Origin of the sequence: Phytoactinopolyspora mesophila, from assembly GCF_010122465.1 — a bacterium.
Classification (GTDB): Bacteria; Actinomycetota; Actinomycetes; order Jiangellales; family Jiangellaceae; genus Phytoactinopolyspora; species Phytoactinopolyspora mesophila.
In genome coordinates, this window is the sequence record NZ_WLZY01000001.1 from 1,095,549 (window position 1) to 1,121,247 (window position 25,699).

The following is a 25,699-nucleotide window of genomic DNA, read 5'->3' on the forward strand; positions in this document are numbered from 1 at the left end:
GACATTGGCCCTGATCGGTTGCGGTCGCTTCCCAGCCGTGTAATGTCGCGCGAGTGCACGGGGACAATGCGGCACGCGATGCGGGCTGGCTGGCATGGCTGATCAAGCACCGGCCGCGATTCACGCATCCCGCACAGTTCGTCGTCGCGGGCTTCGCGTTCATGGTCTCGGTTGGCACGGTCATTCTGATGTTGCCGATCGCCACGGAGGCACCGGGCTCTGCGAGCTTCATCGAAGCGTTGTTCACCGCTACGTCGGCGGTCTGCATCGTCGGGCTCATCGTCGTGAGCACACCGGACTACTGGTCGACCTTCGGCGAGGTCGTCATCATGGGTCTCTTCCAGGTCGGTGGCTTCGGGATCATGACCATGAGCTCTCTGCTGGTCGTGCTCGTATCGCGGCGGATGAACCTGCGCTCCCGCCTGACGACGGCCGCCGAGACGAAGAGCCTCGGCCTGGGCGACGTCCGCCGGGTGGTCACCGGTGTCGCCAAGCTCAGCATCACCTTCGAGGTCACGGTCATGGTCATCCTGACCACCCGGCTCATCGTGGGTCACGACGAGTCCTTCGGGCGTGCCCTCTACCTGGGGACGTTTCACGCCGTCTCCGCGTTCAACAACGCCGGTTTCTCGCTCTACAACGACAGCCTCGAAGGCTTCGTCAACGATCCCTTGGTGCTCCTGCCGATCGCCATCGCCGCGATCTGCGGCGGCATCGGATTCCCGGTTCTGCTCGAGATGCGCCGTCAATTCTGGAAGCCCCGCGGCTGGAGCCTGCACACCAAACTCACGGTCTCGATGACCGTGCTCCTGCTCGTTCTCGGCTCCGCCTTCATCATGGCCAGCGAGTGGCGCAACGACGAGACGCTCGGTCCGCTCAGTCTTGCCGGCAAGTTCCTGAACGGCTTCTTCCATGGCGCGATGCCCCGCTCAACCGGCTTCAACAGCCTCGACGTCGAGCAGATGACCGAGGCCACCTGGCTCGGCACCGACGTGCTCATGTTCATCGGCGCCGGCAGCGCAGGCACCGGGGGCGGGATCAAGGTCACCACCTTTGCCTTGTTGTTCTTCGTCATCTACTCCGAGTTGCGCGGCGAACCACACGTCAACATCTTCGACCGCCAGATCAGTTCGCGGGTACAGCGCCAGGCACTTACTGTCGCGTTGCTGACGGTGGCCCTAGTGGTCATACCGACCGTGTTCATCCTGTTCGTCACTGACCTGTTCAGCCTCGATCGTGTTCTGTTCGAAGTGATATCCGCGGCCTGTACAGTGGGTCTGTCTACCGGGATCACCGCGGATCTTCCGGCCGGCATACAAGGACTTCTGGTGGTATTGATGTTCGTCGGGCGACTAGGCCCGATCACGCTCGGCACCGCTCTGGCCTTGCGTCAGCGCACGCGTCTGTACGAGCTTCCTGAAGGGAGGCCGATCATTGGCTAAGAAGCAGCGCGACAGCAATGTCGTGGTGGTCTGCGGGCTGGGCCGGTTCGGCAAGTCGCTGGCACTGGAGCTGATGAAAGAGGAGACCGAGGTGCTCGGCATCGATGCCGACGCCGACAAGGTCCAGAATGTGTCAGGGCGGCTCACCCACGCCGTGGTGGCCGACACCACGAAGATCGAGGTGCTGCGCCAGCTGTCCGTGCACGAGTTCACCCGCGCCGTCGTCGGTATCGGCTCCGACATCGAGTCGAGCATCCTGACCGCGTCGTCGCTCGTCGAGATCGGCATCCCCAACATCTGGGCCAAAGCGATCAGCAATTCGCACGCTCGCATCCTGACCCAGATCGGCGTCCACCACGTCACCCGGCCCGAACACGACATGGGCATCCGGGTAGCTCACCTCGTGCGCGGCCGGATGATGGACTACATCGAGTTCGAAGACGGCTTCGCCATGGTGAAGACCACTCCCCCGGCGCATATCGTCGGCAAGCGGCTCAGTGACTCGAAGGTACGCCAGGAGTACGGTGTCACGGTCGTGGCGATCAAGCGGCCCGGTGAAGGCTTCACCTATGCCACTGCCGAGACGATCATCCGCCCCGGCGACACCGTCATCGTCTCCGGCCTGGCGCGCGACACGGAGAGGTTCAGCGAAGCCTCCTGAATCCGGCCTTCCGGCCGGGTCACGCCGGCTTGGCAGCGCGGGCACGGCGACGCGCTGCCAGCTGGTCGCCAGGATGCTCCTGGTCGTCGTCACCGGCTCGCTCGCCGGGAAGCTCGACCAACGTCGCTTCAACCTCGCGCCACACCCGGCCCACGGCGATGCCGAACACACCCTGGCCGCCCTGGACCAGATCGACGACCTCGTCGGCAGAGGTGCACTCATAGACGCTGGCGCCGTCGCTCATCAGGGTGATGCCCGCGAGGTCCTGGACACCGCGCTCGCGCAGGTGGGTGACGGCCTGGCGGATTTGCTGGAGCGAGACGCCGGTGTCGAGGAGACGCTTCACGATCTTGAGAACGAGGATGTCACGGAACGAGTACAGCCGCTGGCTGCCCGAACCCGTCGCCGAGCGGACCGTCGGCTCAACTAAACCGGTACGCGCCCAGTAGTCGAGCTGCCGATAGGTGATACCCGCGGCGTTGCAGGCCGTCGGCCCGCGGTATCCGACGTCGTCCGGAACACTCCCGACAACGGTGTCGAACAGCTGACCCTGACCGTGGACGGCGCCAGCAGCGGAGTCAACATAACGCCCAGGCGAGTCGATACCGGATGTCTTGTCTGCGCTCACGCCGTCCCCTTCGTTATGGATGTGACAGGAGTGACGCTAGGCGGACAGCGATCAACGGTCAACGCAACACGCGGGTAAGCCTCAAGCTGGACTTCAGACTTAAGACCCCGGATGAATGACCGTGGCTGCCGCGCGACCCGCCTCACCACATCTGAGCTGCGCGAACAATGGAATCGGGCGGAATTGCCCAGCGCCCGGCGCCAATAGGTGATATCGCCTGCCGGCCCGCCTCGGTGGCGATCATGGCGCAAGCTCGTGGCGGATGTCATGGCCGTCTCAGCGTTCCGGGGGCTGGCCGTGGAAGTCTTCCGGCGACACTTGATCGAGGAACTCCCTGAACTTGGCGACCTCGTCTTCGGACACCTCGTCAGACTCCGAGTCCCCGTCCGCCATCAGCACACCAGCCTCGTCAAGGAGCATGTCGGCGGCATAGATCGGCGAGCCGGTCCGCAACGCGAGCGCAATCGAGTCCGACGGACGCGAACTGACCTCTACGCCGCCGGTGAACACCAGCTCGGCGTAGTACGTGCCGTCCCGCACCTCGGTGATACGCACCTGCTCGAGGGCAGTGCCCATCGCCTCCAGGACATCTTTGAACAGATCATGGGTCAGCGGCCGAGGCGGCACCACACCCTGCTGGGCGAAGGCGATAGCGGTGGCCTCCACCGCTCCGATCCAGATGGGCAAATACCGATTACCGCCCACCTCGCGCAGGAGTACGATCGGCTGATTGGACGGCATCTCCACCCGGACGCCGACAACGTCGAGTTCGCGCACGCATCCCAGACTACCCCGGCATCGCCCCGGCTCCCAGGGCCCGTCCAGAGAATCCGTCGGCGTGGGCCGATTCAGTTCGGCAGCGACGCCCGCGCCCGCGAAACGGTCTGATTCAGGCGTGGGGACTACCGGCTGCGTAGGCGATGCACGCCCGCGTCGACAAACGCGGCATGGAGCCGGGTGGTCAACCGGGCGATCTCCGCCGCCGTCTCCTCCGCTCGTCCGGCGGCATCGGCACTGCGCTGGCGCAGCATCGGAGCCAGGACCTGTTCGACGAGATCGACCTCACGCTCAGCGGCACTGCGCACCGATCGTAGATGCCGGGGCTCGAGGCCATACTGAGCCAGCTCACCGGCTGTACGGGCCACAAACAGGGCGTGGGCGTCATAGACACCCGAACGGCCGGCTCGCACCAGAGAGTACGACTCGAGCTCCGCCAGGAGCTCCTCCTCGATGCCAGCGGCTTCGAGGAGAGACGACCGGCTCAGCGCGACTTCGTCCTGGGGTGCGCTCTTCGCGTTGGCGGCAGTGTAAGGAGTGACCGTGCGCTCACCGTCGGAGACCAGTTCCATCCCGCGGTCGAGCTGTTCGAGCTGTTCCTTGATGACTCGCAGCGGCAGGTAGTGATCACGCTGAACCGTCAGGACGTAGCGCAGCCGGGCGATGTCGTCACCGGTGAAACGCCGGTATCCGGAGGAAGAACGCTGCGGCTCGACCAGACCCTCGGTCTCCAGGAAACGGATCTTGGAGATGCTGACGTCGGGAAAATCTGGCCGCAGCTGGGCCAGAACCTCCCCGATGCTCATGGTCTGGCGAGCCGGCAGCGCCGAGCTCACCTCGGTCCGCCTCCGAATCCGTGCTGACTGGAGTAGAAGACCAATCGATATTTGCCGACCTGCACCTCGTCACCGTTGGTCAGCACGACCTCGTCGACACGATCCCGATTCACGTACGTGCCGTTGAGGCTGCCGACGTCGGAGACGAGGAAGCCACCTTCGATCCGGCGGAACTCGGCATGGCGGCGGGACACCGTGACGTCGTCGAGGAAGATGTCCGAATCCGGATGGCGCCCCACGCTGACCATGTCGGAGTCCAGCAGGAACCGGCTGCCGGCGTTGGGACCACGCAACACCACAAGCAGCGCGCTACCCTCCGGGAGGGCATCAACCGCGGCTTGATCACTCGGCCCGAGATCACGACCTTCGTCTCGGTCTGCGTCTTCGCGCGGAATCATCATCGTGCTCGTCGCATCGCCGGATTCAACCTGCGACACAGACGTCACGATCCTTGCTCCACACTGCGAGCAGAACCGGGCATCACTCGGATTCTCGTGCCCGCACTGGGTACAGAACGGCATCGGCTCGGCCTCCCGCCGCTGCGTCCGCGGCTCGACATCTTCGGCGCGTCGTGAGTCTATGCCAGACTCGCGATCTCCGCCTCCAGGGTTGAGAAAAGATAATGGAAACTTATGGCCGCACTAGGCACAGGGTCAACTTCGACGGATGATGTCCGGCGGACATTCACCGCCGTCGCTCAGCCCTCGACCTGGGATCGGTAGTCTGCGGCACTCAGCAACCCGTCGAAAGCTCCTGGATCTTCCGGAACGATCTCGAACATCCAACCGGCGCCGTAGGGGTCGTTGTTGATCCGCTCCGGCGCGGAATCAAGTTCATCGTTGCGAGCCACCACGCGTCCGGTCAACGGTGCGTACAGGTCGCTCACGCTCTTCGTCGACTCCAGCTCGCCGCAGGCCTGTCCTCCGGTGACCTCGTCACCCACCGCGGGCAGCTGGACATAGACGATGTCGCCCAGCTGCTCCTGGGCAAAATGAGTGATACCCACCCGGACACTGCCCTCGGCGTCTCCGGGCTTGCGCACCCACTCATGCTCTGACGTGTACTTCAGGTCGTCGGGGTACATCGATGAACTCTGCCTCCTCAAAACGGCGTGACACCTTCCGGCGTGCACGCCACATCATCACACGGCTCGTAGGCGCCGATGTACGCGACCTCCGAGTCTGGTGCCGCGGACCGGACGTCCGGCCCACGGCACTAGTCTTCCTCCGGCGCCGGACGAGCGAATTCCGGTTCACGGACCTCATGCAGCTTGTCGACGGTCAGCTCGCTGAACTGGGTGACCGTCACCTCCGCCCCGACCTCGTTGAGCTTGTACACCACACCCTGCGGAAAATGCATCGCCTGGTCGAGATTGACAGGGTTTCCGATAGCCGTGATGACGTACGTCGGCCGCAGTTCGACGCCCGACACGCTGACGCCCTGCTCGGCATCGAGGAAGTGGGTATCGGTGACGACGCGCACCGAGTTGTCATTACCGACACCCTCGATCTGAATAGCCTCGGCATCAGCAGTACGCAACTCCTGCACGGCGGAGAAGAGCTCGTTCTTGGTGACACGGGCATCCGGATCGCTGATGGTCATCTGGATGCCCGGTCCCGTGGCCGGAGCCGTACCCGCGATGATCTCAGCTTGCCGCAGCCGGTCCTCGGCCTGCGTCATCGCCACGCTCTCGGCGTCAGCACCGCTGACGAGTTCCTCGCGGCTGCGGCGGAGACCAGTGATCTCATCTTCGAGCCGGTCACCCTGCCGGCTCAGGCCGTCGAGGATCTGTACGAGCTCATCTCGACGGGCGTGGGCGAGTGCGTCTTCCTCGTCGCCGCGCACTTGAACGACGGCGGCGAACCCGAGGAGGCCGACCAGCAGGCCGACACCCAAATGACTGGTTTGCGGACGGGTCGCCAAGGCACGCCAGAACCGCTTGGCACCCGAGGGAGCCACCGGCCGAAACCGGGGCGCCTCCGTGACCGGACTGCTGGCCTTGTGCTCTGGCTCCTTGCCCTTGGCCTTGTGCTCTGGCTCCTTGCCCTTGGCCCTGGGCTCGGGTTCTATGGCCTCCGCCTTGTGGGCCGGCTCCTGCTCTACCGCCTTGGTATCCGGCTCCTGGTCCGCTGCTTCCTGCGCCGGTTCCTGGTCCACCGCCTTGGCATCGTCATAAGCCTGGCCGGCGGCCTCACCCTTGTGGTTCTCGTCCTCTGCCATACCGCTCACGCCCGGAACACGAGACGCCTGATGCTGGCCACATTGGTGAAGATCCGAATACCGAGGACGACGATCACAGCGGTGGAAAGCTGCGCGCCTACACCAAGCTGATCGCCCAGAAAGACGATCAAAGCCGCGATCAGTACATTCGCAACGAATGAGACGACAAACACCTTGTTATCGAAGATGCCTTCCATCACCGCCCGGATTCCACCGAAGACGGCATCGAGCGCGGCGACGATGGCGATCGGCATGTAGGGCTGAAGTTCCAGCGGAACGGATACGTCCAGGAACAACCCGGCGATGACTCCGATGAGGAGTCCGAAGGCGGGGATCACGGGACCTCCTCTGGGCTCTCGGCGTACGCCAGCGACGGGTTGGCCGCGGGCAGGTCCAGCGCTTCTTCGGCGCGTACCGCGTATCTGACGCCGTGGCTCGCGGCTACCCGCAGACTCTCGCCGCCGATGTTCTCACTGAACCGGCTCGGAAGTGTACGTGAATCACCGATAGCCCACACCGCGTACGGCGGTTTGAGCGGCTGATGATTGACATGAATCATATTGTTGGCCCCGCGGATGCCGCTCAAGGCCGTCAGCCGTTGACCATTGATACTGATTGCTTCCGCCCCCGCCGTCCACAGGCCGTTCACCACTAGCTGAAGGTCTACATCGAGTACTCGAGCCAGTTGGGGATTCTCGGCGGCTTCGACGTCTTCGGCATCGTCGAGGACCACGGCCACGCCCGGTCCGGATACCGGCATGGTTCCCGCGGCACTGCGCAGCAACTGCAACCTGTCTCGCAGTTGCTGCCCGGTGGCCGACTGGCGTAGCAGAGTGTCCTCGAGGTCCGAGATCTCGGATTGCAGAGAATCCATCGACTCGCTGAGCCGCTCGACCTGTTCCTCCTGAACGCGGATCCGCTCGATCAGCCCTTCTCGCTCGGCCGAGATCACGCTGGCGGTACCCTGTGCCTGGAGAATGGCCATGGCCAGGAGCAATCCGAGCGCCAGCATGCCGACCACCAATGCCAACGAAAACCGGGACCCGCCACCGGGGTCGCCACTCTTTTCCCGCCGGGCGGCCGCTTGCTGATATCCGGGGTCGAGCGGCTGAGCAAAGATGTTATTGAGCAGCGACATCGACGCGTCGCGGGGACGCGTTCCGTGGTTCTTCTTGCCCGCCACCGTCATATCGTTGCACGCCTAACCGAAGCTCATTGGTCGTGCTCGGCTTCCTGCTCTTCTGCTGCCGGATTGTCTCGCAGCACACGGCGCACCTGCTCGGCATAGAGGATCCCGGCCCACCAGTAGAGCGCGACTCCCCAAACCGCAAATGCCCACCCGAACACCTGTGCCAACATGGCGAGAGTACCGTCTCCGATGCCCAGCAGCAAGAGCGGAAACGCGTAGAGCAGACAGAATGTCGCCGCTTTACCCAGGAAATGCACGGGCAGACTGATGAGACCCCGGCGGCGCAGCAGAGGCACCAGAGCCAGCAAAAAGACGTCTCGCGCCACAAGCAAGATCGCGAACCACAACGGAATGATGTCGCGCAGCACGAATGCGATGATGGTGCTGAAGATGTATAGCCGGTCGGCCAATGGATCAAGAAGTTCACCGAGCCGGCTGACCTGATTCCACCGGCGCGCGAGCTTGCCGTCGAGATAGTCGCTGATTCCGGCGAACGCGAGCACGCCAAGCGCCCATAAATCGGCCTCTTCAACCAGGATCAACCAGAGAAACAGCGGCACCCCGAGAAGCCGGAGTAACGACAGCAGGTTGGGAATGGTGAAGACCCGATTGGTCTGCACCTCCGTGTCCTGCGGATCCACGCGGACCGCCCTTTCTGCCGCGTAAGCTGTCCGGACCCACGGTACACCGCGGCTTTGGGCCGCCGTCATTCAGCCACCGGCCGTACCGCCGCCACTTGCGCACCCATATGCCCTGGCTGTCGCCGTTTGAGATGCGCCGCATCCGGTCCAGCACCTCGGCTGCCGACGCCTTGACGATGACCTCCATGCTGTACCGGCATGGCGCGGATCTCGTCATCGCGGCAGGCTGCCGCCACGGTCACGAGAGTCGTGGGATCAGCTTCCGGGCCGCGCCGCGCCGGTGGTGCCGCTGACCGGGTATCCGAGCTCGCGCAGCCGATCGATGTCACGGCGGACCGTACGGCCGCTGGCGAATCTCAAGGCCGTTCACGATCCCACCAACATGTTCCGGCACAACCACAACATCCCGCCCGCCAGCCGATAGCGGCATGACCGGTCAGAGCGCGTGGCGGCCACACAAGGCGTTGTCACGCAGCGCGGCCATCGCCTCCCACAGCGTGTCGTCAGCGCCGAATGTCTGGGTGGAGACGGAGATGACGACGCCGTACTCGCCGCCGTCGGCGAAGGCATTCTCGTGGACGAAGTCGAGGGTGTCGCCGCCGTGGTGCCAGTAGGCCGCTCCGCAGGACAACGGCGCCAGCTCCAGCCCGAGTCCATACTGGGCGGGGAGCGGAACGGCCGCGGTGAACGGTTCTCCGATGTCGACCACGTCCTGCATCTCGGCCAGCGTCTCGGCCGCCAGCAGGTCACCACGGAGAAGCCCCTGGAAGAACGCGATCATGTCCGACGGCGTCGTGACCAGGCCCCCGTCCGCGCTCACGACACCGTATCCGGCCGGCGGCACCGGCAGCTGTTCACCTGGTTCTAGTTCGAGGTAGCCCTGCGCTCGTGGTTCCGGTAGATCAATGGCGTTCGCCCCCACGTAGGTCCGGTCCAGGCCCAACGGCTCGATGATCCGCCGCGACACCTCGTCGTCCCAGCGATTGCCGGTCACCGCCTCGCCGACCATGCCCAGCAGGACATACCCGGTATTGCTGTACTCCCAGGAGGTGCCGGGGGTGAACTCGAGCCCGGCTCGCAGCGCGTCGGCCGCGAAATCTTCCGCCGGCGCGCTGTCGGGAGGGTCCCCGTCGCCCTCGAACAGCGCGGTGAGCAGCGCGTCGAGATCGATGCTGTCCTCGGTGTAGTTGCGCACGCCGCCGGTGTGCTGGAGCAGGTGCCGGACAGTGAGTTCACCGGCAGGGCCACCGGCGTCATCGACGAGGTCGGGCAGATAATCGCGCACCGGATCGTCCAGCGATAGCTCTCCCTCGTCGGACAACTGCAAGATCACAGTTGCCATGAGCGTCTTCGCGGTGCTGCCAGCCCGGAAATGGCTGTCCCGCGGTACCGGTTCGCCTGATTCCAGATCGGCCACGCCGCAGGTCGCGATCCACGGTTCCGGCTCATACGTCTGGACCATCACCTGCACACCCGTCACTCCCGTGGCGCAGATGGCGTCCGTATCGCGTTGCAAGGCGGCGAGATCGTATTCGTCGCTCAGTTCGCCGGTTTCCGGCCGTTCGGTCGCGGACGCGGCCGGAGCGTCGTCGTCACTGGCGACGCTTCCGGACGAACACGCGGCCAGGGCCGCCAACGCCGCAACTGCAGCCGAAACCACCAGTGTCGACCGGTGCCGGCGGAGACGGCGCGTGCGCCCATTTCGGCGGGGCCACGTGTGTGCGGGACCGGTGCGATCGTCGTCGTTCATGCTCATGAGCACGACGCTAGGTTCGGGCCAGCGCGGAAAGTATGTGGCCAGCCTGTCATTCCACGGTAGGGACAGCCCTACATATTCGTGCTCCTGCCGCCAACAGCGGCCTCCAACGCCCGGCGGGCTTGCGCCGCAAGATCGCGGGTGAGCACGTTCGCCGTCCCCGCACAGCGCGCCGAGCAATAGATCAAGCTGGCTGCCTCCACGCCATGCCCGATCACCGCGCACCCACAAGAAGCGCAACGCGGAGCACATAGATCGATCGCACACTCGAAGCTGTCGAATATGAAGAACTTGCCCGCAGGCGTCCGGATACTGAACGCAAGATCACTGTCACCACCACATACAACACATGCACCCATGACATCTCCCCCGAAGTCAGCGATCAATCAGATCGGCGTGGACGAACGCATCGCACCTATACCCAGGCTCGGCGAGCTCAGTCACCTTCGGACGAATCGATCATCACGCGTTGAGGATGAGTCATCAGTGCTCGGCGGTTCCCACGATGCGCTAACCCACAATCACCGAGTGACCACACGTTGTAGAGCGCGTATACCGGCATCCCTCATCATTCTTTCGCCTCGACGGGCACGGCCCTCAACCCCGGCTTCGGCCACTCTTTGGGAGTGAACACATGACCCACGCCCGGTTCCGCCCGGATCGCGGCCTGGTTCTCCGAGTCGGAGAGACGTGGGTGCTGCTGTTCGTCATCACGGCCGGATACGGCGCCCTGATCGGTTGGGCCCTTCAGTCGCTGATCGGACTGCCATGGTGGGTGTGCCTCGCCCTACCGGTAGTCGCTACCGTCGCCCTCTACTCTCAACAAGACGGCGGGGTGCTGCCGAGGGGACTACGCACGGTCGACGCGACGCCGCAGGACGAACCCCAGTTGTATGCCACTCTCGAACGATTGTGTGCACTCGCGGACACACCGCGGCCGAAAGTCAAGATCATCGAGGTCAGCTGGGTGAACGCACTCGCCGTGCAACTCCCCGGCCGGCCGCCGACGATCGCGGTCACGCGCGGCCTGCTCGACACCGCGGACCCGGCTCGCCTCGAAGCCGTCTTGGCCCACGAACTAGCCCACGTCATCCACCGCGATGCCACCGTCATGACCTTCGCCACCAACGCCTCAATCTCGGTGCTGACACTGCCGGCCAATCTGGTCGACCTGATCTACGCGGCGGACCGTACGCTGTGCTGGTTCGCACGCCAATGCGGGTTCAGCTGGAAACCACTTGAACATGGTCCCGGTGACACACAGCTGCCGGCACGCAAGATCGCTTCCGGTCTCCGGGCCACGCTGGGGTGTACGGTGCTGCCGCTTCTGGGCATCCTGCGGGTGCTTCTCGTGATGTTCATCTTTGCCTTCGGCATCGGCGTGATCCCGGCCATCATTCTGCTCTCGATTCCGGCCGTGGTGATGCTGACGAGGCTCAGCCGTTACCGCGAGTTCGCCGCCGACCGCACAGCGGCGATGCTCACTGGTCAGCCGATGGAGCTCGCCTCGGCGCTCACCGCGCTCGACGAGCGCGGGCCCACGATTCCGGAAAAGGACCTGCGGGCTTTGAAGGCGGTGTCGTCGATGGCGATCGTTCCACTGCCGATGGACAAGAACAACCAGAAGGGCGGCAAGAAGGTCCACATTGTCGAGCGCATCCTCGCTTCTCATCCGCCGGTCGCGAGGCGAGTGGAGCGCATCACCGACCTCAGCCGCGATCTCACCCGCTGATCAGCGCCCGGCTCCTGGTTTCGGTACGGCGGTCGGCCGGACAGATTCCACTTGGCTCACCCGTCCTGAGGCTTGTTCTTCTTACCATCTAGAGGCCACGTCGAACACCAAATGATCTGCCTACTCGGTCAGGAGCCCCTCGGCATCGCCTGAGCCGGCTCTGCAACCCGGACGGACTCATACAGGGTGTGCAACGTACGGAGAAAAGCCCTTCGGTCATCAGGCGACAACCGCTCGAGCAGCTCCTCCTCGGCGCGCTGGATCTCTGCCTGCACCCGGCTTCGGACACTTCGCCCCTCGGGCGTGAGCGCTACGAGGCGTACCCGCCGGTCGGCGGGGTCTGGACGGCGACTGATCAAGCCACGCTCTTGTAAGTCATCCAGAACCGGAATCACACGGGACTTGTCCGCACCAATCGCCGCAGCCAGCGCCGCCTGGGTCCGGACCGGCTCTTCACCGAGTCCCGAGAGCACTGCGTAGGCCCACATCGAGAGATCGCTCGCGGAGAGGATCGGCTCTTCGATAGCTATCAGGACACGCCCCAGCGGGAACAGCATCGCCGCCAGGTCCGGTCGCCGCTCCTCGCTCATAGTCCGAACATATCTCTTGGCTTTTGTATGCGTCCGCTTATGATACGCTTCTGCATATGATTGATTTCCAGGCCGCCCACCCCCATGCCGTCCAGCTCACTGTCGATGCCGTGCGCTCCGTATCCACTGACCAGCTGACCAACCCCACACCTTGTGCCGATTGGGATCTGAGCTTGCTCCTCGATCACATGACCGTGCAGAACTTGGGGTTCGCCGCCGCGGCTGCCGGCAACGGCACCGACGACGCCGTTTGGGTCACTGCCGGGAGACGGGCCGACCCGGTCGCCGACTATCTCGCGTCGGCGACCGTCGTCACCCAGGCGTTTGCCGAGCCGGGCGTCGTCGACCGCGCCTTCTCATTGCCAGAGCTGTCCCGCGACCGCACGTTCACCGGATCACAGGCGATCGCCATGCATACCGTCGACTCGCTCGTGCACGCCTGGGATGTCGCACGATCGATCGGGCACGACATCCACCCCGACCCGGACCTGATCGAGGCCACCCTGGCGCTCGTCGAGCAAATCCCAGACGACGAGACCCGCCGCCAGCCAGGTGCCCATTTTGCCCCCAGACTCGCCGTTCCCAGCCAAGCCAGCGCATTCGACCGGGTACTGGCCCTACTCGGACGCGCGCCGCACTGGTCTCCCGCTTGAGGCGGCAGCGGGGAACGGCTCAGGCAGTTCCTATCAGCGTCTCACGTAGCATCGGTCGCACGTGCTGATCACGGTTCCGCGCCAGAACCGGTGACAGGAGGGAGTGTCTGCGGATGCTGAGATTTCGTCCCGCGGCTATGTCGCATCGAGGCCTGGTCCGTCAGAACAACGAGGACTCCGGTTACGCCGGCCCTGCCCTGCTGCTCGTGGCCGACGGCGTCGGCGGCCACGCCGCGGGCGAGGTCGCGTCCGCGAGCGTGGCCCACGTCATGGCAGCTTTCGCCCTCCGCGCGGAACGCGACCAGAATCCGGCAGCGCTGCTCGAGGAGGCAGTGCGGTACGCGTTCGCGCATCTGCGCCATGGAGTGGCCGCTGAACCAGACCGCACGGGAATGGCGACGACGCTCACCGCCGTACTCGCCCATCAGAACGGTTGCGCTTTGGCCCACGTCGGAGATTCTCGGGCATACCGGTTGAGCGGTGGCACGCTGCGCCAGATCACGCGGGACGATACCTACGTGCAAGAACTCATCGACGCAGGGAAAATCTCCCGGATCGATGTCGTGTCACATCCGTACCGATCCGTCGTTGTGAGGTCCGTCACGGCCGAAAGCCGACCGGTCGCATCGATCGTGCCGCTCGAGTTGAATCCTGGCGACCGGCTCCTACTCTGCAGCGACGGCCTGACCGATTTCGTCTCCGAAGACACTGTGGCCCATGCGTTGTCCGACGGCTCCCCCACCGTAGCTGCCCGTAGCCTCGTCGACCTGGCGCTGGAGGCCGGCGGCGGCGACAACGTGACGTGCGTCGTCGCCGATGTCTGCGAAGGAGATCCGCACATTCGTGCCGGAACGCTCGTCGGCGCCCACCAGAACCCGGCCAACTTGATCGACCCGGTGGCCGCGGTGGCGCAGGGCACGGTGTAGGACGTCAGATTGCGCGCTGCTTGTTCGCACTCCTATTCCTTCCGCCGCATCGCACCGCTATCCGCTACGGCCTGCTGGCCGCGACGTCTCCGAGAACGAGGAGTTCGATGAGCACACCGGGCTACGCAGTGAACTGCTCGATCCTGTTCAAGGATCGGCCATTGGCCGAACGGCTGGACGCCGTGCGCGCCGCGGGGATCGACGCGGTGGAGTTCTGGTGGCCGTTCACCAGTCCCACTCCCCCGGACGGTGAGGTCGACACATTCATCGGTGCTGTTCGGAACTCCGGGCTGCAGTTGATCGGCTTGAATCTCTACGCCGGCGACATGCCCGCCGGCGACCGCGGAATCATCTCCTGGCCTGACCATGACGCCCAGGTGCGCGCCAACGTCGAGATCGTGCGCCACATCGGTGAAGCCCGCCCGTCAGGTCGTCAATGTGATCGATCAGGTGACGGAGCAGACCGGCGCCACCAACCTCGGCCTGCTGCTCGACGTGTATCACCTGGCGGTCAACGGCGACGACGTCGCCACCGCCATCTCGACGCACCGCGACCGCATCGCCCACGTCCAGGTGGCTGACGCTCCGGGGCGCGGCGCTCCTGGAAGTGGTCAGCTGCCGCTGCGCGAGTGGCTCACCCAGCTCCGGACCCAGGGTTATGGCGGCTGGATCGCGCTGGAATTCACCAGCGACGCGCCCGACCCGCTCACCTGGCTGGCCACCTCCGACCTGCCCGGCCTATCGGCCACACAGCCTGGCGGATCGTCGTCGAACGAAAGGGATGCACGATGACCACGATCGGATTCATCGGACTTGGCGTCATGGGCGCACCGATGGCCGTCAATCTCGTCCGCGCCGGCCACGACGTCGTCGGCTACAACCGGACACCAGCCAAAACAGAGCCACTCGTGGCCTCCGGCGGCAGAGCCGCCGCCTCCCCCCAAGATGCGGCCAACGGTGCCGACGTCGTCATCACGATGCTCCCCGACTCCCCCGATGTCGAGGCGGTGGTGCTCGGCGACGACGGCCTGCTCACCCGGATGTCGCCCGGCTCACTGCTCATCGACATGAGCACCATCCGGCCCGACGTCGCCGTCCGGCTCGCCGAGGAGGGCCGGAGACTTGGCATACACGTTGTCGACGCACCGGTCAGCGGCGGCGAACAAGGCGCTATCGACGCCACCCTCTCCATCATGGCCGGCGGCGATGCCGCCGCCTATGAAGCGGCGCTTCCGGTGCTGGAAGCGATGGGCTCGACCATCGTCCACGTGGGGCCGCCCGGCGCCGGTCAGACCGTCAAGGCGGCGAACCAGCTAATGGTGGGCGGCATCATCGAATTGGTCGCTGAGTCGCTGGTCTTCCTCGACGCACACGGGGTCGACCGTCAGAAGGCCGTGGAAGTCCTGGCGGGTGGGCTGGCCGGCAGTGCGATCCTGGACCGCAAGGCCGCCGGGATGCTGGCCCGTGCGTTCACACCCGGATTCCGGGTGGACTTGCACCACAAAGACCTCGGCATCGTCACCGCGGCGGCCCGTGAGGCGGGCGTGGCCATCCCCCTCGGTGCACTCACCGCGAGCCTCATGGGAGCGCTGCGCGCACAAGGACACGGAGCCCTAGACCATTCGGCGCTGCTGCTCCAGGTGGAGCAACTCTCCGGACGCGGCGAAGCGTAAGCGGGGTTCGAGCGCATCATCCGCGACCGATTAGATGCTTCATGGCCTCACGTAACGCCTCCCCCTCCCCCAGCGCATCCAATCGTTACTTGAGGCCACGAGGTTCAACACGCACGCCGTCGTCCCCCGACTCGCCCGGGCCTCGACCGATCACGCCCGGCGGAATGCTAATATGCTTTTATGCGCACCACGGTTGATCTTCCCGATGAACTCATCCGCGCCGCCAAGGCGCGCGCCGCCGAGCGAGGCGAAACCCTCAAGGAGCTCTTCACTCGCCTGCTGGCGCGCGAAGTCAAGAGCCCAGCAAGCACCCCTCAGAAGGGCCGCGTGTCGCTTCCGCTGATCGGCGACGCCGAGGGCACGAGCGTCGTTACTACCAACGCCGACCTCGAAGCCGCCCTCACAGCAGACGATGCCGAACGGTACGGACACTGAATGTATCTGCTGGACGTTGGTGTCTGGCTCTCGGCCGTGTGGGCCAGACATGTTCACCACCCGCCCGTCAAGGCATGGTTCGATCAGCAGTCGCAACCACTCGTCCTGTGCCGCGTCACCCAGATGAGCCTGCTCCGCCTGTTGTCCATTCCCGCAGTCCTCGGCACGGACGCCATCAGCCGTAGCGCCGCCTGGGAGGTAGTCGACAGCCTTCAGGCCGACAAGCGAGTGACATGGGCCGACGAACCACCGCATCTCGAAGCCATCTGGCGAACCATGTCAGCCCGCGACGACAACAGCCACAAGCTTTGGACAGATGACTATCTCGCCGCGTTCGCGCAGGCCAGCCAGCTCACGCTCGCTACACTGGACGGCGCCCTGGCCAAACGCCACCCTTCCGCCCGAGTCCAGGCGTTGGTCTAACCTCTGGCGCCTTGGCGAGACCGAGCTACCAAGCGCTACCGCCGACCGGTGTCCCAGTGACGGCCGTATGAGTGCTTCGTGGCCTCAGGTAACGCATGGACCCGTTCCGGGCACTCGAAACACTACCTGAGACCACGAACCCCATCGTTCCCAGCGGCGCCGGTGCGCGCGAGGGGGTGATGTGCCGCTCGGAGCTAGACCACACTCCGGTCGTTGCTTCTGGGATCGTCGTGGACGAGGTGCGGCTCGTAGATGCCCGCGCGGGCCTTCCTCCTCCAGGGCCGAGCCAGGTTGCCCGGATCATCGGAGATCTCCGCGACGATCACCGCGGGTCTTTCCTCCGATGGGCACCAGGCATGCCAGGTGCCGTCCCAAGAGAACACCCCGGATGGAGCGCTGGCCGCGTGCCGGGCATCCACCGCGTAGCTGACCCAATAACTGTTGGTCGCCGCGTGCGCCTGAGCTTCGGCGGCGAAGAGCCAGCTCTCCGCTGGCTCGGGAGCACCGGCGGTGGAGAAGAGCACGCAGTCGACGTCGAGCTGCTCGTATTCAATGAAGGTCTCCGGAAAGTGCACCTCCATACCCGCCGAGAGGCCGAACCGCACGCCGTCGACCTCGAAGGTGACCGGCGCGGATCCCGGCGAGTACATATACGTGATCTTGGTGTTCGACAGCATCCGTTCGTCGTAACGGGTGGCCACCTCTCCTCGATCAGATATGACGTACAGGCTGTTGTGCGGGCGGTGCGGCGGCGTGAGGCGATGGATCGAGCCCACAACGGCCCAGAGCTGGAGCCTTCGGGCCAACTCCATGATTTGGGCCAGCTCGTGTCGCAACACGTCCCACTCGGCTCGGTCCCAGTCCGCCGGGCCGATCTGATCCGGTCCGTTCACGGACATCTTGGCCTTGTGTGCCCAGCACAGGGCCCCTTCTGGGAAGTGGATCAGCCGCGCGTCCGAGTCACGTGCCTCGTGCATCAGACGACGGATCTCCGCCCCGCTCGCGCGTATCGCATCCCGATCGCGGGGATCGTCACGAAGGACGGTCTGCGCGACCGCCACACGTAGGTGTTTTGCTTCCGGCATGACATCTCCAGTCGACGTCGAACGGAAGTGCCGGAGGGCAGAGGTATAGGATTCGCCGGTCTTGGCCGCACGGGCCCGGACCCGGCGTTTGAAATTCCTGCGCGCTGTCATCTGGCCTTCCGAGCCTCGCACGCTGATCCCCCAGCGATCATGCCGTCCGAGGCGAACAGACCAGGACAACGACCCCGAGACACCAATCCCTTTGCCTCCTTGAAACGACCCTGCTGGGGCAGGCCGATGGAGGTTCGGCGTAGGGCCACGCCGTGACGCACGTTACCAATACCCTGCGCCGCCGGACAACCACGACACGGAACAAGACTGGGTTCTTTTGCTGACCCAGCGTGTTGGTTCCCGCAGGCGGCAGGACGTCTCTGCCTGCCGTCATGGCGTGGTGAGGCTCCGGCTGATGCCCTGCGCCGCCACTTGAAGGGCGGTGAGCAGGCGGGTCTTGTCTCGCTTCAGGCTGGCGACGACGATCCCGACGGCGGCGACCACCGGCCAGCGTTCGGCATCACCGGACGTTCGCGTCCGGATCGGAACTGCGATGGAGCACGCGCCGAGGGCCATCTCCTCAGCGGTGGTCGCGTAGCCGTCGCGGCGGATCCGCGCGAGCTGCTGCCGGAGCAGGTTCGGCTGGGTGATGGTGTACGGAGTGACCCGGGACAGATCGGCCAAGACCTGCTCCTGAACATCGTCAGGCGCGTGGGCGAGAAGCACCTTGCCGACCCCGGTGGAGTGCATCGGCAGCCGTGAGCCGATCGTGCTGACCACGGGCACGGAGGCGCGTCCGGCCAGGCGGTCGACGTAAAGCACCTGGATACCGTCGCGGATGGCCAGATGCACCGTCGCCCGGGTCGCGGCATGAATGTCGTTGAGGAACGGTGAGGCGATCTCGCGCAGCCCGGTGTGCACAGGTGCGAGCACACCGACGTCCCACAGCCGGCGCCCTATCACGTACTCACCGGACGGCCGTCGGGCCAGGGCACCACCGGCCACCAGCTCGCCGGCGAAGCGGTACGCGGTGGGAACGGGCAACCCCGCGCGCCGGGCGAGCTGGGTCAGGGTGAGCCTCGGGTGCTGCTCGTCGAAGGCGTAGAGAACTGCCAGGAGACGCGACACCACGGACGCACCGGGGGTCGACGTGTTGCCCGCCATAGCGATTCTCCTTCCGCTCAGTGAAAAGATACTGTCGCCTACCCCGGGTTCGGTCCGTAGGGTGCGGGACATGAACGCCCAACAGCCCGGCCTGGCGGACCAGGCAACGATCAGCGCCGAGATCGAGAAGATCCAAGCCGACACGAAGAACGGCGACCCGCAACCGCGTCGAAATTACTCGCCGTACCGCAGCTCGCTCTTGCGGCATCCGACGAAGGACCTGCGGCATGCCGATCCGGAGGGCGCTGAGCTCGTGGCGCCGGTCTTCGGGCCCGCTGACGTCGATCCCATCGAGGCCGACCTGACGATTCAAGCCAATGGTGAACCGATCGGCGAACGGATGTCGCTGACCGGCCGCGTCGTCGACGGGCAAGGCCGCCCGGTCCGCAATCAGCTGGTGGAGATCTGGCAGGCGAACGCGGCCGGGCGCTACATCCACAAACGCGACCAGCATCCCGCGGCCATCGATCCCAACTTCACCGGAGTCGGCCGGTGTCTCACCGACGACGACGGCGTCTACCGATTCACCACGATCAAACCGGGCCCGTACCCGTGGCGAAACCACGTCAACGCGTGGCGGCCAGCGCACATCCACTTCTCGTTGTTCGGGACCGAATTCACCCACCGGATGATCACCCAGATGTACTTCCCGGGTGACCCGCTGTTCTCCCTGGACCCGATCTACCAGTCGATCACCGATCAGGCCGCCCGCGACCGGCTGCTCGCTGCCTACGACCACGATCTCAGCCAGCACGAGTGGGCAACCGGCTACCGCTGGGACATCGTGTTGACCGGAAGCCATTCGACCCCGATGGAGCAGGAACATGAGTGAGGCGACACGTATGCTGCCGGCCACGCCCGGCCAGACCATCGGGCCGTTCTTCCACTACGCCCTGCCTTACGAACGCGACCATGAACTCGTCCCACCGGCCACTCCCGGTGCGATCCGGCTGCACGGCACCGTGTACGACGGCGACGGTTCACCGGTCCCCGACGCGATGCTGGAGATCCGCCAGGCCGATCCGACCGGCACCATCCCCGAGGTGGAGGGCTCGCTTCGACGCGACGGCACCGTCTTCACCGGCTGGGGCCGGGCCGACACCGACACGGCTGGGCGCTACTCGTTCACCACGGTGGAGCCCGGCCCGACTCGCGGCTCTGGCGCACCGTTCTTCTCGATCGTCGTCTTCGCGCGAGGACTGACCAACCGGCTGTTCACCCGGGCATACCTGCCGGGAACAGACGTGGATGACGACGCGACGCTCGCCCACCTCGACCCGGCGGAGCGGCAGAGCATGCTGACGGTCCGCCAGAGCGACGGCAGCCTCCGATTCGACGTGCACTTGCAAGGGCCTCGTGAGACCGTGTTCCTCACGTTTCCGGGGCACCAGGCATGAGTCTGGGCGGCTCTGGCCGGCCTTCGGCAGCACGCCTCGCTGACCGATTCGTCAACCGGCGTGTGAGCGGGTCATGGCCCGTGCGATAACGACGACGGCCGTCGGGATCGTCGGAGGTGGCCCGGCCGGGCTCATGCTCTCGCATCTGCTACACGTCGCGGGCATCGAGTCGGTCGTCGTGGACAACCGGCTGCGTTCGGAGATCGAGCACACTCACCGCGCCGGGATCCTCGAGCACGACAGCGTGCGCCTGCTCGTCGAATCCGGCGTCTCCGACCGGGTGCTGCGAGAGGGCCGCGAGCACGAGGGGGTGATCCTGCGCTTCGGTGGAGCGAGTCACCGGATCGACTTCCAGGCGCTCGCGGGTGCGTCGACCTGGCTCTATCCGCAGACCGACGTCTTCATCGACCTGGCCGACGCCCGTGCGAGGGACGGTGGCGACGTGCGCTTCGGCGTCAGCGACACCGATGTTGTCGATGTGACGTCACACCGCCCGGGCATCCTGTTCACCGACGCGTCCGGGGCGGAGCAAGAAATCCGCTGCGAAATACTGGTGGGCGCCGACGGATCAAACAGCATGACCCGGCGCCACATCGCCGGTCAGCGCCAGTACTACCGCGAGTACCCATACGCCTGGTTCGGCATCCTCTGCGAAGCACCACCCAGTGCGCGGGAGTTGATCTACACCCGATCCGAACGTGGTTTCGCGCTCATCTCCCAGCGGACCGATGGCATCCAGCGGATGTATTTCGAATGCTCGCCCACCGAGTCGGTGGACGATTGGCCCGAGGACCGGATCTGGGCGGAGCTGCAGGCTCGTCTCGCGGGTCCGGACGGCTTCTCGTTGTCGGAAGGACCGATCTTCGAGAAGACCGTGCTGCCGTTCCGGTCGTTCGTCTGCGAGCCGATGCGCCACGGCAACCTCGTGCTCGCCGGCGACGCCGCCCACACGGTGCCCCCGACCGGGGCCAAAGGACTCAATCTCGCGCTCGCCGACGTCGCCGTGCTCGCCGACATCCTGGAACAGGTGCTGGTCAAGCGGGATCACAGCGCACTCGACCAGTACACCGACCGGGCCCTGAGCAGAGTCTGGAAGGCGCAGCACTTCTCCTACTGGATGACCACCATGCTCCATCGCGGTGAGAACATCACCGAATTCGATCTCCGCCGTCAGCTCGGCGAACTGGAGTCCGTGGTCAACTCGGAGGCAGGGTCGGCCTACCTCGCCCACGGCTACACCGGGTGGCCTAGTGGTCAATGACACTTGTGGTCAGTGAAGCAGCCCGCCACCGTCGCACACCATCGTCTGCCCGGTGATCATCTCGGCATCAGGCGAGCACAGGAACGAGACCAGGCCGGCGAAGTGTTCCGGCGTGACGAACTCCTCGATCGCTTGTTGACGCATCGTTCGGGTGAACGTGTCGTCGCCGGAGTGTGCCCGGGTGCCGGGGGTCGCTACCTGCGCCGGCATGACCGCGTTCACGGCGATCCGATACTCCCCCAGTTCCCGGGCCATCACCCGGGTCATCCCGAGCAGCGCGCCTTTGCTGGCTACGTACCCGAGCTGGCCCGGTGCACCGGTGAAGAACGTGCGCGACGCCACGTTGATCACCCGGCCACGAAGGCGGCTGTCGCGTAGGTAGGGAAAACACGCCTGGACCATTAGCAACGCGCCCAGGGCGTTGACGTCGAAGAACCGGCGGACCTCGCCGGGTGTGGAGTCGAGCAGGCTGAACCGCCCCGACAGGACTCCGGCGTTGTTCACCAGCACGTCGACCCCACCGTAGACACCAGCGATGTCGTGCACCACCTGCCCGGTGGCATCGGCCTCGCTCACGTCACAACGCCAGAATCGGCCCGGATGTACATCTTCGTCCACGCCGGCGACGTCCGCGCCAGCGATATCCACACCGGCAACGACGAAGCCATCGGCGGCGAGCCTTCGCACGATCGCCCGCCCGAGTCCGCCCGCCGCGCCGGTCACCACCGCAACCGGGCGGTCATCGGCCGGTTCGGTCACGGTGCCTTCTTCTCCTGCGGGTGCGTCGCTAATGCCTCAACCGAAACTTCCATCCACTTCCACATCGGAAGTGAAGCCAGCGCGTCGTGCAGTTCGGTGGCATCGGCTGCCTCGTAGAGGCCAACGGTCGCGTTGCGGCCCGGTACCCGCCACAAGCGCTTGAGGATTCCGGCTTCGCGTAGCTGCTGTGCTCGTCCACGCTCTTCCGTGCGCAGCTGGTCCCGGACCTCGTCCGGGGTATCGTTCGGCAGCCTGTTTTCGGTTCTGACCAGGAACTCCATTGGATTCTCCTACGCGGCGACGTCGAGAAGCAGCTTGGCGAGATCGTCAGGTGCGGTGACCATGGCCTCATGTCCGGTGGCGATCTCCAGGACCGGCCAGCCACGCGCCCTGGCCCGCTGGGCGTGCGGCGCGAACACCCGCATCCAGTCGGTGCATTCGATGAACGTGCCGCCGACCTGTTCGGCACGCCCAACCAGCCTGAGCGGCTCGGTGTAGGTCAGCCAGGGGTGTGGTGTGAGCCGTGGGGTCAGCCACTTCAGGTCTGCCTCTCGCGTCACGCCGAGTTTGCTCAGCGGACGCACGGGTATCAGCCAGCCGAATCCCGGGCCGGACACCGAGTCTCGGTAGTGCTCCGCGACAGTCTCGGGCAACAGGTCGATCGCGGCATCTCCGTCGTCGCCGACAAAGGCGTCGAGGTACACGCGCCGGGCAATCCGCTCCGGTACCCGGTCGGCCACGCCGGTCACGACTTGTCCCGCGTAGCTGTGCCCGACGAGCACCGCGTCCTCGATGTCGTAGGCCTCGATGAGGGCCACGACGTCGTCGATGTGGGTATTCAACCCGACCTGCGGGTGCAGCGTGTGGGCTCGGTCGCTCACGCCGGTCAGTGTGGGTGTGTGGACCTCATGACCCGAGCCACGCAGCGAGGAGACGACCCGTTGCCATACCCAGCCGCCATGCCAAGCGCCGTGAATCAGAACGAACGTGCCCATACCGGGTTTCCCTTCGTCGACGATGGCGACACGATCGACGTTAAGGAACCACCGGTCTTCGATTAAGCGAGCAATGACCCGGCCGAGGAGGATAGGTGTCCCGAATGGGCTACGTCATTTGTCGCCCCGGCCTCTAGAGCTGGCCGGATGCGTCGTCGTAGGGAACCAGGCCCTGGCGCACCGCGACGAGCGCGGCCTGCGTCCGCGACGTCAACTGTAATTTGCGCAGCACATTGCTGACGTGCGTGCGGGCGGTACGCTCACTGATCACGAACTCGTCGGCGATCTCCTGATTCGAATGGCCCTTCGCGACCAGAACCAGCACATCGCGTTCCCGCCCGGTCAGCGAGTTCAGCCCGGTGGCTGGCGAGACCATCTCCTGGGTCAGTTTTCGCGCGATCGCCGGGTGGAGGAAGACATCACCGCGAGCCGCCGCTCTGATCGCGGCGACAACTTCGGTGGGGTCGGCGTCCTTGAGCAGATAGCCCGAGGCGCCCGCCGCGAGGGCGGCGTGCACGCGTTCCATCTCCCCGAAACTGGTCAGGATCACCACCCGCACATCCGGATACAGGCTGGTGATCTTCGTGGTGGTCGAGACACCGTCCATCTTCGGCATGAGCAGGTCCAGCAGAACCACTCCGGGCAGTTCCCGGTGCGCTGCCATCAGCCGGAGCCGGTCCAGCGCGTCCGCCCCGTCGCTCGCCTCCGCGGCGACCTCGAGGTCTTCGAGAACCTCCAGGTAGGCGGTGATTCCCCGGCGCACAACGGCGTGGTCGTCGACCACCAGCACCCTGATGGGTGCATGGCCGGCGCTGCCGCTCACTCGGCTGCCTGCTTCCGGCCGGCCGGGCGCCGCAGTATTAGTCGGGCATCGGTAGCGGCAACGGGATCATGGCACCGACACGGGTTCCGCTGTTCGGACGTGGTTTGACCTCTAACGTGCCGCCCCATTTCGCTGCCCTCTCCCGCATGGTGGTCAGGCCGTAGCTCTCGGCCCGAGACGATGAATCCTGGTCGATCCCACAGCCGTTGTCGGCCACACTGATGCTCAGCTGGTGTCCCCGGACGCCGGCGCGAAAGACGACTTTCTCGGCGCCGGCATGTTTGACGACGTTGTGGATCGCCTCGGCGACGATCCGGTACACGTCTTCGGCGAGGTCGCCGGTGACATCGTCGATCCCCGGACCGAAGGTGAGTTCGAAGCGCAGTCCCGTCCGGTTCTCGGTGCTCTCAGCCAAGGCACGCACGGCCTCCTCGAGTCCGAGCTGAGTGGACGACGGCGGCCGCAGCTCGTGGACCATCGCCCGCAAGTCGGCGAGGACCGTCCTGGACAACACGCCGACCTCATCGGCGATCCGCCGGACGGCATCCGCGGATACGACGTCGTCCCGCTCGCCGAGCACGCCGATCGATTTCGCTTGCATGCTGATCGAGAACACTTGTTGCACGATCGAGTCGTGCAGGTCGCGGGCCAGACGCTGACGCTCCTCCCGGCGCGCATGTTCACGTTCGCGCTGCAGCAACGCCGCGTAGTCGATGGCGACGGCGGCCTGTTCGGCCATCGCGAGTAGGAACTCGAGCGAGCGACGGCCGACCACTTGGCCAGGCGCGAAGAACGCATTGAACACGCCATGCGCACGGCCGCGGATCATCAGGGGGACGCTGGCGAACGAATCCCAGTCCAGCACCCGCAGATATTCGTGGATCGGCTGCCACGCGGGATCATTGCGGATAGCCCGCCATCGGTTCGGCACAACGACAGGCTCGCCGGTCTCGTAGGCCTCCATCATGCACAACTTGGCTCCGCGGCTGCGGCATTCGAGCAGCCGGTCGAAGAAGTCGGGCCAGTGCGGGAATCCGGCCGACCCCATGATCCGCAGGCCGTTGTTGTCGTCCACGGTGAGAATCTGCATACCGGCCAGCGCGTCGGTGCGCACGACCTCGCGGGCCAGGGCGTCCAGCGTGGCGGCGAGCGAACCCACGGAGGCGAGCTTGACCGAACTGCGGGCGATCGCGGCGACCCTACGCTGCCGGTGGCGTTCGTCGGTGACGTCGCGGAAGGTGACCACGGTGAGGTCGGTGCGCTCCGGTACCGGAAGAGCCCGGTAGGCGAACTCTCGCGGGGCTTCGCCGGGCGATTGCCAGCTGGAGACCTGCTCCCGCGAGCCGTCATCGAGGAGGCCCAGATCGCTGATCGCGACCTCCTCGCAGAGCTGGAAGGGCGCAGGGGCGCCGATGAGCTCGGCCTCGGCACGCCCGAACAGCGCGGCGCCGGCCCGGTTCAGCTGCACGAACCGTCCGTCGGCATCGATGACGGCCAGCCCGTCAGGCGCGTCGACCGCGAGCGCAGCCCAATCGACGGGGCGTGGCCCGGACGCCACGGTCCGGTGCTTCATGCCAGACATGCGATCCCTATCAACACATCACCCCATCGTGACCGCGTTTTGGCCGATCCTTCCGTTGAA

31 protein-coding genes and 1 pseudogene are annotated in these 25,699 nt (G+C 65.5%); 13 read left to right on the top strand and 19 right to left on the bottom strand.

Going from position 1 to position 25,699, the window contains the following annotated elements; genetic code table 11:
* Window positions 1–53: 53 nt before the first annotated feature.
* Window positions 54–1,442: a TrkH family potassium uptake protein gene (locus tag F7O44_RS04900; RefSeq protein ID WP_222851066.1), complete on the top strand. Its 1,389-nt coding sequence runs from the start codon at window positions 54–56 to the stop codon at window positions 1,440–1,442.
* A gap of 22 nt (window positions 1,443–1,464) precedes the next feature.
* Window positions 1,465–2,103, top strand: coding sequence for a potassium channel family protein (locus F7O44_RS04905; protein WP_162449355.1), 639 nt, complete (start codon window positions 1,465–1,467; stop codon window positions 2,101–2,103).
* 19 nt (window positions 2,104–2,122) lie between these two features.
* On the opposite strand, the gene F7O44_RS04910 is transcribed toward F7O44_RS04905, so the two are convergent.
* From F7O44_RS04910 to F7O44_RS04955, 10 genes and pseudogenes are all read right to left on the bottom strand, one after another.
* Entirely contained in the window at window positions 2,123–2,707 is a 585-nt protein-coding gene (locus F7O44_RS04910) for a MerR family transcriptional regulator (protein WP_162449357.1), read from the bottom strand.
* A gap of 300 nt (window positions 2,708–3,007) precedes the next feature.
* Entirely contained in the window at window positions 3,008–3,508 is a 501-nt protein-coding gene (locus F7O44_RS04915) for a bifunctional nuclease domain-containing protein (RefSeq protein WP_162448994.1), read from the bottom strand.
* Window positions 3,509–3,633: 125 nt separating this feature from the next.
* Window positions 3,634–4,344: a transcriptional regulator FtsR gene (gene ftsR / locus F7O44_RS04920; protein WP_222851067.1), complete on the bottom strand. Its 711-nt coding sequence runs from the start codon at window positions 4,342–4,344 to the stop codon at window positions 3,634–3,636.
* Window positions 4,341–4,865: an FHA domain-containing protein gene (locus tag F7O44_RS04925; protein WP_162448995.1), complete on the bottom strand. Its 525-nt coding sequence runs from the start codon at window positions 4,863–4,865 to the stop codon at window positions 4,341–4,343. Before F7O44_RS04925 ends, ftsR begins: the two co-directional genes overlap by 4 nt.
* Window positions 4,866–5,041: 176 nt before the next feature.
* On the bottom strand, window positions 5,042–5,428 hold the full coding sequence (gene gcvH / locus F7O44_RS04930) for a glycine cleavage system protein GcvH (protein ID WP_162448996.1): 387 nt from the start codon (window positions 5,426–5,428) through the stop codon (window positions 5,042–5,044).
* 131 nt (window positions 5,429–5,559) lie between these two features.
* On the bottom strand, window positions 5,560–6,564 hold the full coding sequence (locus F7O44_RS04935; RefSeq protein WP_246220799.1) for a DUF881 domain-containing protein: 1,005 nt from the start codon (window positions 6,562–6,564) through the stop codon (window positions 5,560–5,562).
* 5 nt (window positions 6,565–6,569) lie between these two features.
* A complete protein-coding gene (locus F7O44_RS04940; RefSeq protein ID WP_162448998.1) occupies window positions 6,570–6,902 on the bottom strand; it encodes a DUF1290 domain-containing protein in 333 nt (110 codons plus the stop codon).
* A complete protein-coding gene (locus tag F7O44_RS31630; protein ID WP_162448999.1) occupies window positions 6,899–7,747 on the bottom strand; it encodes a DUF881 domain-containing protein in 849 nt (282 codons plus the stop codon). Before F7O44_RS31630 ends, F7O44_RS04940 begins: the two co-directional genes overlap by 4 nt.
* A 29-nt stretch (window positions 7,748–7,776) precedes the next feature.
* Entirely contained in the window at window positions 7,777–8,394 is a 618-nt protein-coding gene (gene clsA / locus F7O44_RS04950; RefSeq protein ID WP_222851068.1) for a cardiolipin synthase ClsA, read from the bottom strand.
* Window positions 8,395–8,667: 273 nt separating this feature from the next.
* A pseudogene (locus tag F7O44_RS04955) lies at window positions 8,668–8,742 on the bottom strand (HTH domain-containing protein); the annotation flags it as partial.
* Between F7O44_RS04955 and F7O44_RS32260 the strand changes: the two are divergent.
* Complete coding sequence (locus F7O44_RS32260; RefSeq protein WP_162449001.1) at window positions 8,717–8,818, top strand: BBE domain-containing protein; 102 nt, start codon at window positions 8,717–8,719, stop codon at window positions 8,816–8,818. The pseudogene F7O44_RS04955 and the gene F7O44_RS32260 sit on opposite strands and share 26 nt — an antisense overlap.
* Before the next feature lie 12 nt (window positions 8,819–8,830).
* Here the strand turns inward: F7O44_RS32260 and F7O44_RS04965 are convergent, their stop codons facing one another.
* Window positions 8,831–10,150 carry a serine hydrolase domain-containing protein gene (locus tag F7O44_RS04965; protein ID WP_162449002.1) on the bottom strand — a complete coding sequence of 440 codons (1,320 nt, stop codon included), beginning with the start codon at window positions 10,148–10,150 and terminating at the stop codon, window positions 8,831–8,833.
* A gap of 634 nt (window positions 10,151–10,784) precedes the next feature.
* Here F7O44_RS04965 and F7O44_RS04970 point away from each other — a divergent pair.
* A complete protein-coding gene (locus F7O44_RS04970) occupies window positions 10,785–11,882 on the top strand; it encodes a M48 family metalloprotease (protein WP_162449003.1) in 1,098 nt (365 codons plus the stop codon).
* Between the two features lie 128 nt (window positions 11,883–12,010).
* Here F7O44_RS04970 and F7O44_RS04975 read toward each other — a convergent pair whose 3' ends face one another.
* The gene (locus F7O44_RS04975) at window positions 12,011–12,472 is read right to left on the bottom strand and encodes a MarR family winged helix-turn-helix transcriptional regulator (protein WP_162449004.1); all 462 of its coding nucleotides are present in this window, start codon (window positions 12,470–12,472) and stop codon (window positions 12,011–12,013) included.
* Window positions 12,473–12,528: 56 nt separating this feature from the next.
* On the opposite strand from F7O44_RS04975, the gene F7O44_RS04980 reads away from it, so the two are divergent.
* The 6 genes from F7O44_RS04980 to F7O44_RS05005 all read left to right on the top strand — a co-directional run bounded on the left by F7O44_RS04980 (window position 12,529) and on the right by F7O44_RS05005 (window position 16,582).
* Window positions 12,529–13,125, top strand: a complete 597-nt coding sequence (locus tag F7O44_RS04980) for a TIGR03086 family metal-binding protein (protein WP_162449005.1) — start codon at window positions 12,529–12,531, stop codon at window positions 13,123–13,125.
* 113 nt (window positions 13,126–13,238) lie between these two features.
* Window positions 13,239–14,051: a PP2C family protein-serine/threonine phosphatase gene (locus F7O44_RS04985; RefSeq protein ID WP_162449006.1), complete on the top strand. Its 813-nt coding sequence runs from the start codon at window positions 13,239–13,241 to the stop codon at window positions 14,049–14,051.
* Between the two features lie 450 nt (window positions 14,052–14,501).
* Window positions 14,502–14,843 carry a TIM barrel protein gene (locus F7O44_RS29555; protein WP_222851070.1) on the top strand — a complete coding sequence of 114 codons (342 nt, stop codon included), beginning with the start codon at window positions 14,502–14,504 and terminating at the stop codon, window positions 14,841–14,843.
* Window positions 14,840–15,724 carry a 2-hydroxy-3-oxopropionate reductase gene (locus F7O44_RS04995; RefSeq protein WP_162449007.1) on the top strand — a complete coding sequence of 295 codons (885 nt, stop codon included), beginning with the start codon at window positions 14,840–14,842 and terminating at the stop codon, window positions 15,722–15,724. Before F7O44_RS29555 ends, F7O44_RS04995 begins: the two co-directional genes overlap by 4 nt.
* Window positions 15,725–15,904: 180 nt before the next feature.
* Entirely contained in the window at window positions 15,905–16,159 is a 255-nt protein-coding gene (locus tag F7O44_RS05000) for a hypothetical protein (protein ID WP_162449008.1), read from the top strand.
* On the top strand, window positions 16,160–16,582 hold the full coding sequence (locus F7O44_RS05005; protein WP_162449009.1) for a TA system VapC family ribonuclease toxin: 423 nt from the start codon (window positions 16,160–16,162) through the stop codon (window positions 16,580–16,582).
* A 194-nt stretch (window positions 16,583–16,776) separates the two neighbouring features.
* On the opposite strand, the gene F7O44_RS05010 is transcribed toward F7O44_RS05005, so the two are convergent.
* Together F7O44_RS05010 and F7O44_RS05015 are read right to left on the bottom strand one after the other, a co-directional pair.
* Window positions 16,777–17,778, bottom strand: coding sequence for a nitrilase-related carbon-nitrogen hydrolase (locus F7O44_RS05010; protein WP_162449010.1), 1,002 nt, complete (start codon window positions 17,776–17,778; stop codon window positions 16,777–16,779).
* 270 nt (window positions 17,779–18,048) lie between these two features.
* Window positions 18,049–18,822 carry an IclR family transcriptional regulator gene (locus F7O44_RS05015; RefSeq protein ID WP_162449011.1) on the bottom strand — a complete coding sequence of 258 codons (774 nt, stop codon included), beginning with the start codon at window positions 18,820–18,822 and terminating at the stop codon, window positions 18,049–18,051.
* A gap of 70 nt (window positions 18,823–18,892) precedes the next feature.
* On the opposite strand from F7O44_RS05015, the gene pcaH reads away from it, so the two are divergent.
* The 3 genes from pcaH to F7O44_RS05030 all read left to right on the top strand — a co-directional run bounded on the left by pcaH (window position 18,893) and on the right by F7O44_RS05030 (window position 21,480).
* Entirely contained in the window at window positions 18,893–19,654 is a 762-nt protein-coding gene (pcaH, locus tag F7O44_RS05020; protein WP_162449012.1) for a protocatechuate 3,4-dioxygenase subunit beta, read from the top strand.
* Entirely contained in the window at window positions 19,647–20,219 is a 573-nt protein-coding gene (gene pcaG / locus F7O44_RS05025; protein ID WP_162449013.1) for a protocatechuate 3,4-dioxygenase subunit alpha, read from the top strand. The genes pcaH and pcaG overlap by 8 nt, the downstream gene beginning before the upstream one ends.
* 73 nt (window positions 20,220–20,292) lie before the next feature.
* Complete coding sequence (locus F7O44_RS05030) at window positions 20,293–21,480, top strand: 4-hydroxybenzoate 3-monooxygenase (protein ID WP_162449014.1); 1,188 nt, start codon at window positions 20,293–20,295, stop codon at window positions 21,478–21,480.
* Between the two features lie 9 nt (window positions 21,481–21,489).
* Here the strand turns inward: F7O44_RS05030 and F7O44_RS05035 are convergent, their stop codons facing one another.
* The 5 genes from F7O44_RS05035 to F7O44_RS05055 all read right to left on the bottom strand — a co-directional run bounded on the left by F7O44_RS05035 (window position 21,490) and on the right by F7O44_RS05055 (window position 25,630).
* On the bottom strand, window positions 21,490–22,239 hold the full coding sequence (locus F7O44_RS05035; RefSeq protein WP_222851072.1) for an SDR family NAD(P)-dependent oxidoreductase: 750 nt from the start codon (window positions 22,237–22,239) through the stop codon (window positions 21,490–21,492).
* Window positions 22,236–22,520, bottom strand: coding sequence for a muconolactone Delta-isomerase family protein (locus tag F7O44_RS05040; protein WP_162449015.1), 285 nt, complete (start codon window positions 22,518–22,520; stop codon window positions 22,236–22,238). Before F7O44_RS05040 ends, F7O44_RS05035 begins: the two co-directional genes overlap by 4 nt.
* Window positions 22,521–22,529: 9 nt before the next feature.
* Window positions 22,530–23,234, bottom strand: a complete 705-nt coding sequence (locus F7O44_RS05045; protein ID WP_162449016.1) for an alpha/beta fold hydrolase — start codon at window positions 23,232–23,234, stop codon at window positions 22,530–22,532.
* A gap of 133 nt (window positions 23,235–23,367) precedes the next feature.
* Window positions 23,368–24,057 (bottom strand): response regulator, encoded by a 690-nt coding sequence (locus tag F7O44_RS05050; RefSeq protein ID WP_162449017.1) that lies wholly within the window; start codon window positions 24,055–24,057, stop codon window positions 23,368–23,370.
* Window positions 24,058–24,094: 37 nt separating this feature from the next.
* On the bottom strand, window positions 24,095–25,630 hold the full coding sequence (locus F7O44_RS05055; protein WP_222851073.1) for a sensor histidine kinase: 1,536 nt from the start codon (window positions 25,628–25,630) through the stop codon (window positions 24,095–24,097).
* Window positions 25,631–25,699 lie beyond the last annotated feature (69 nt).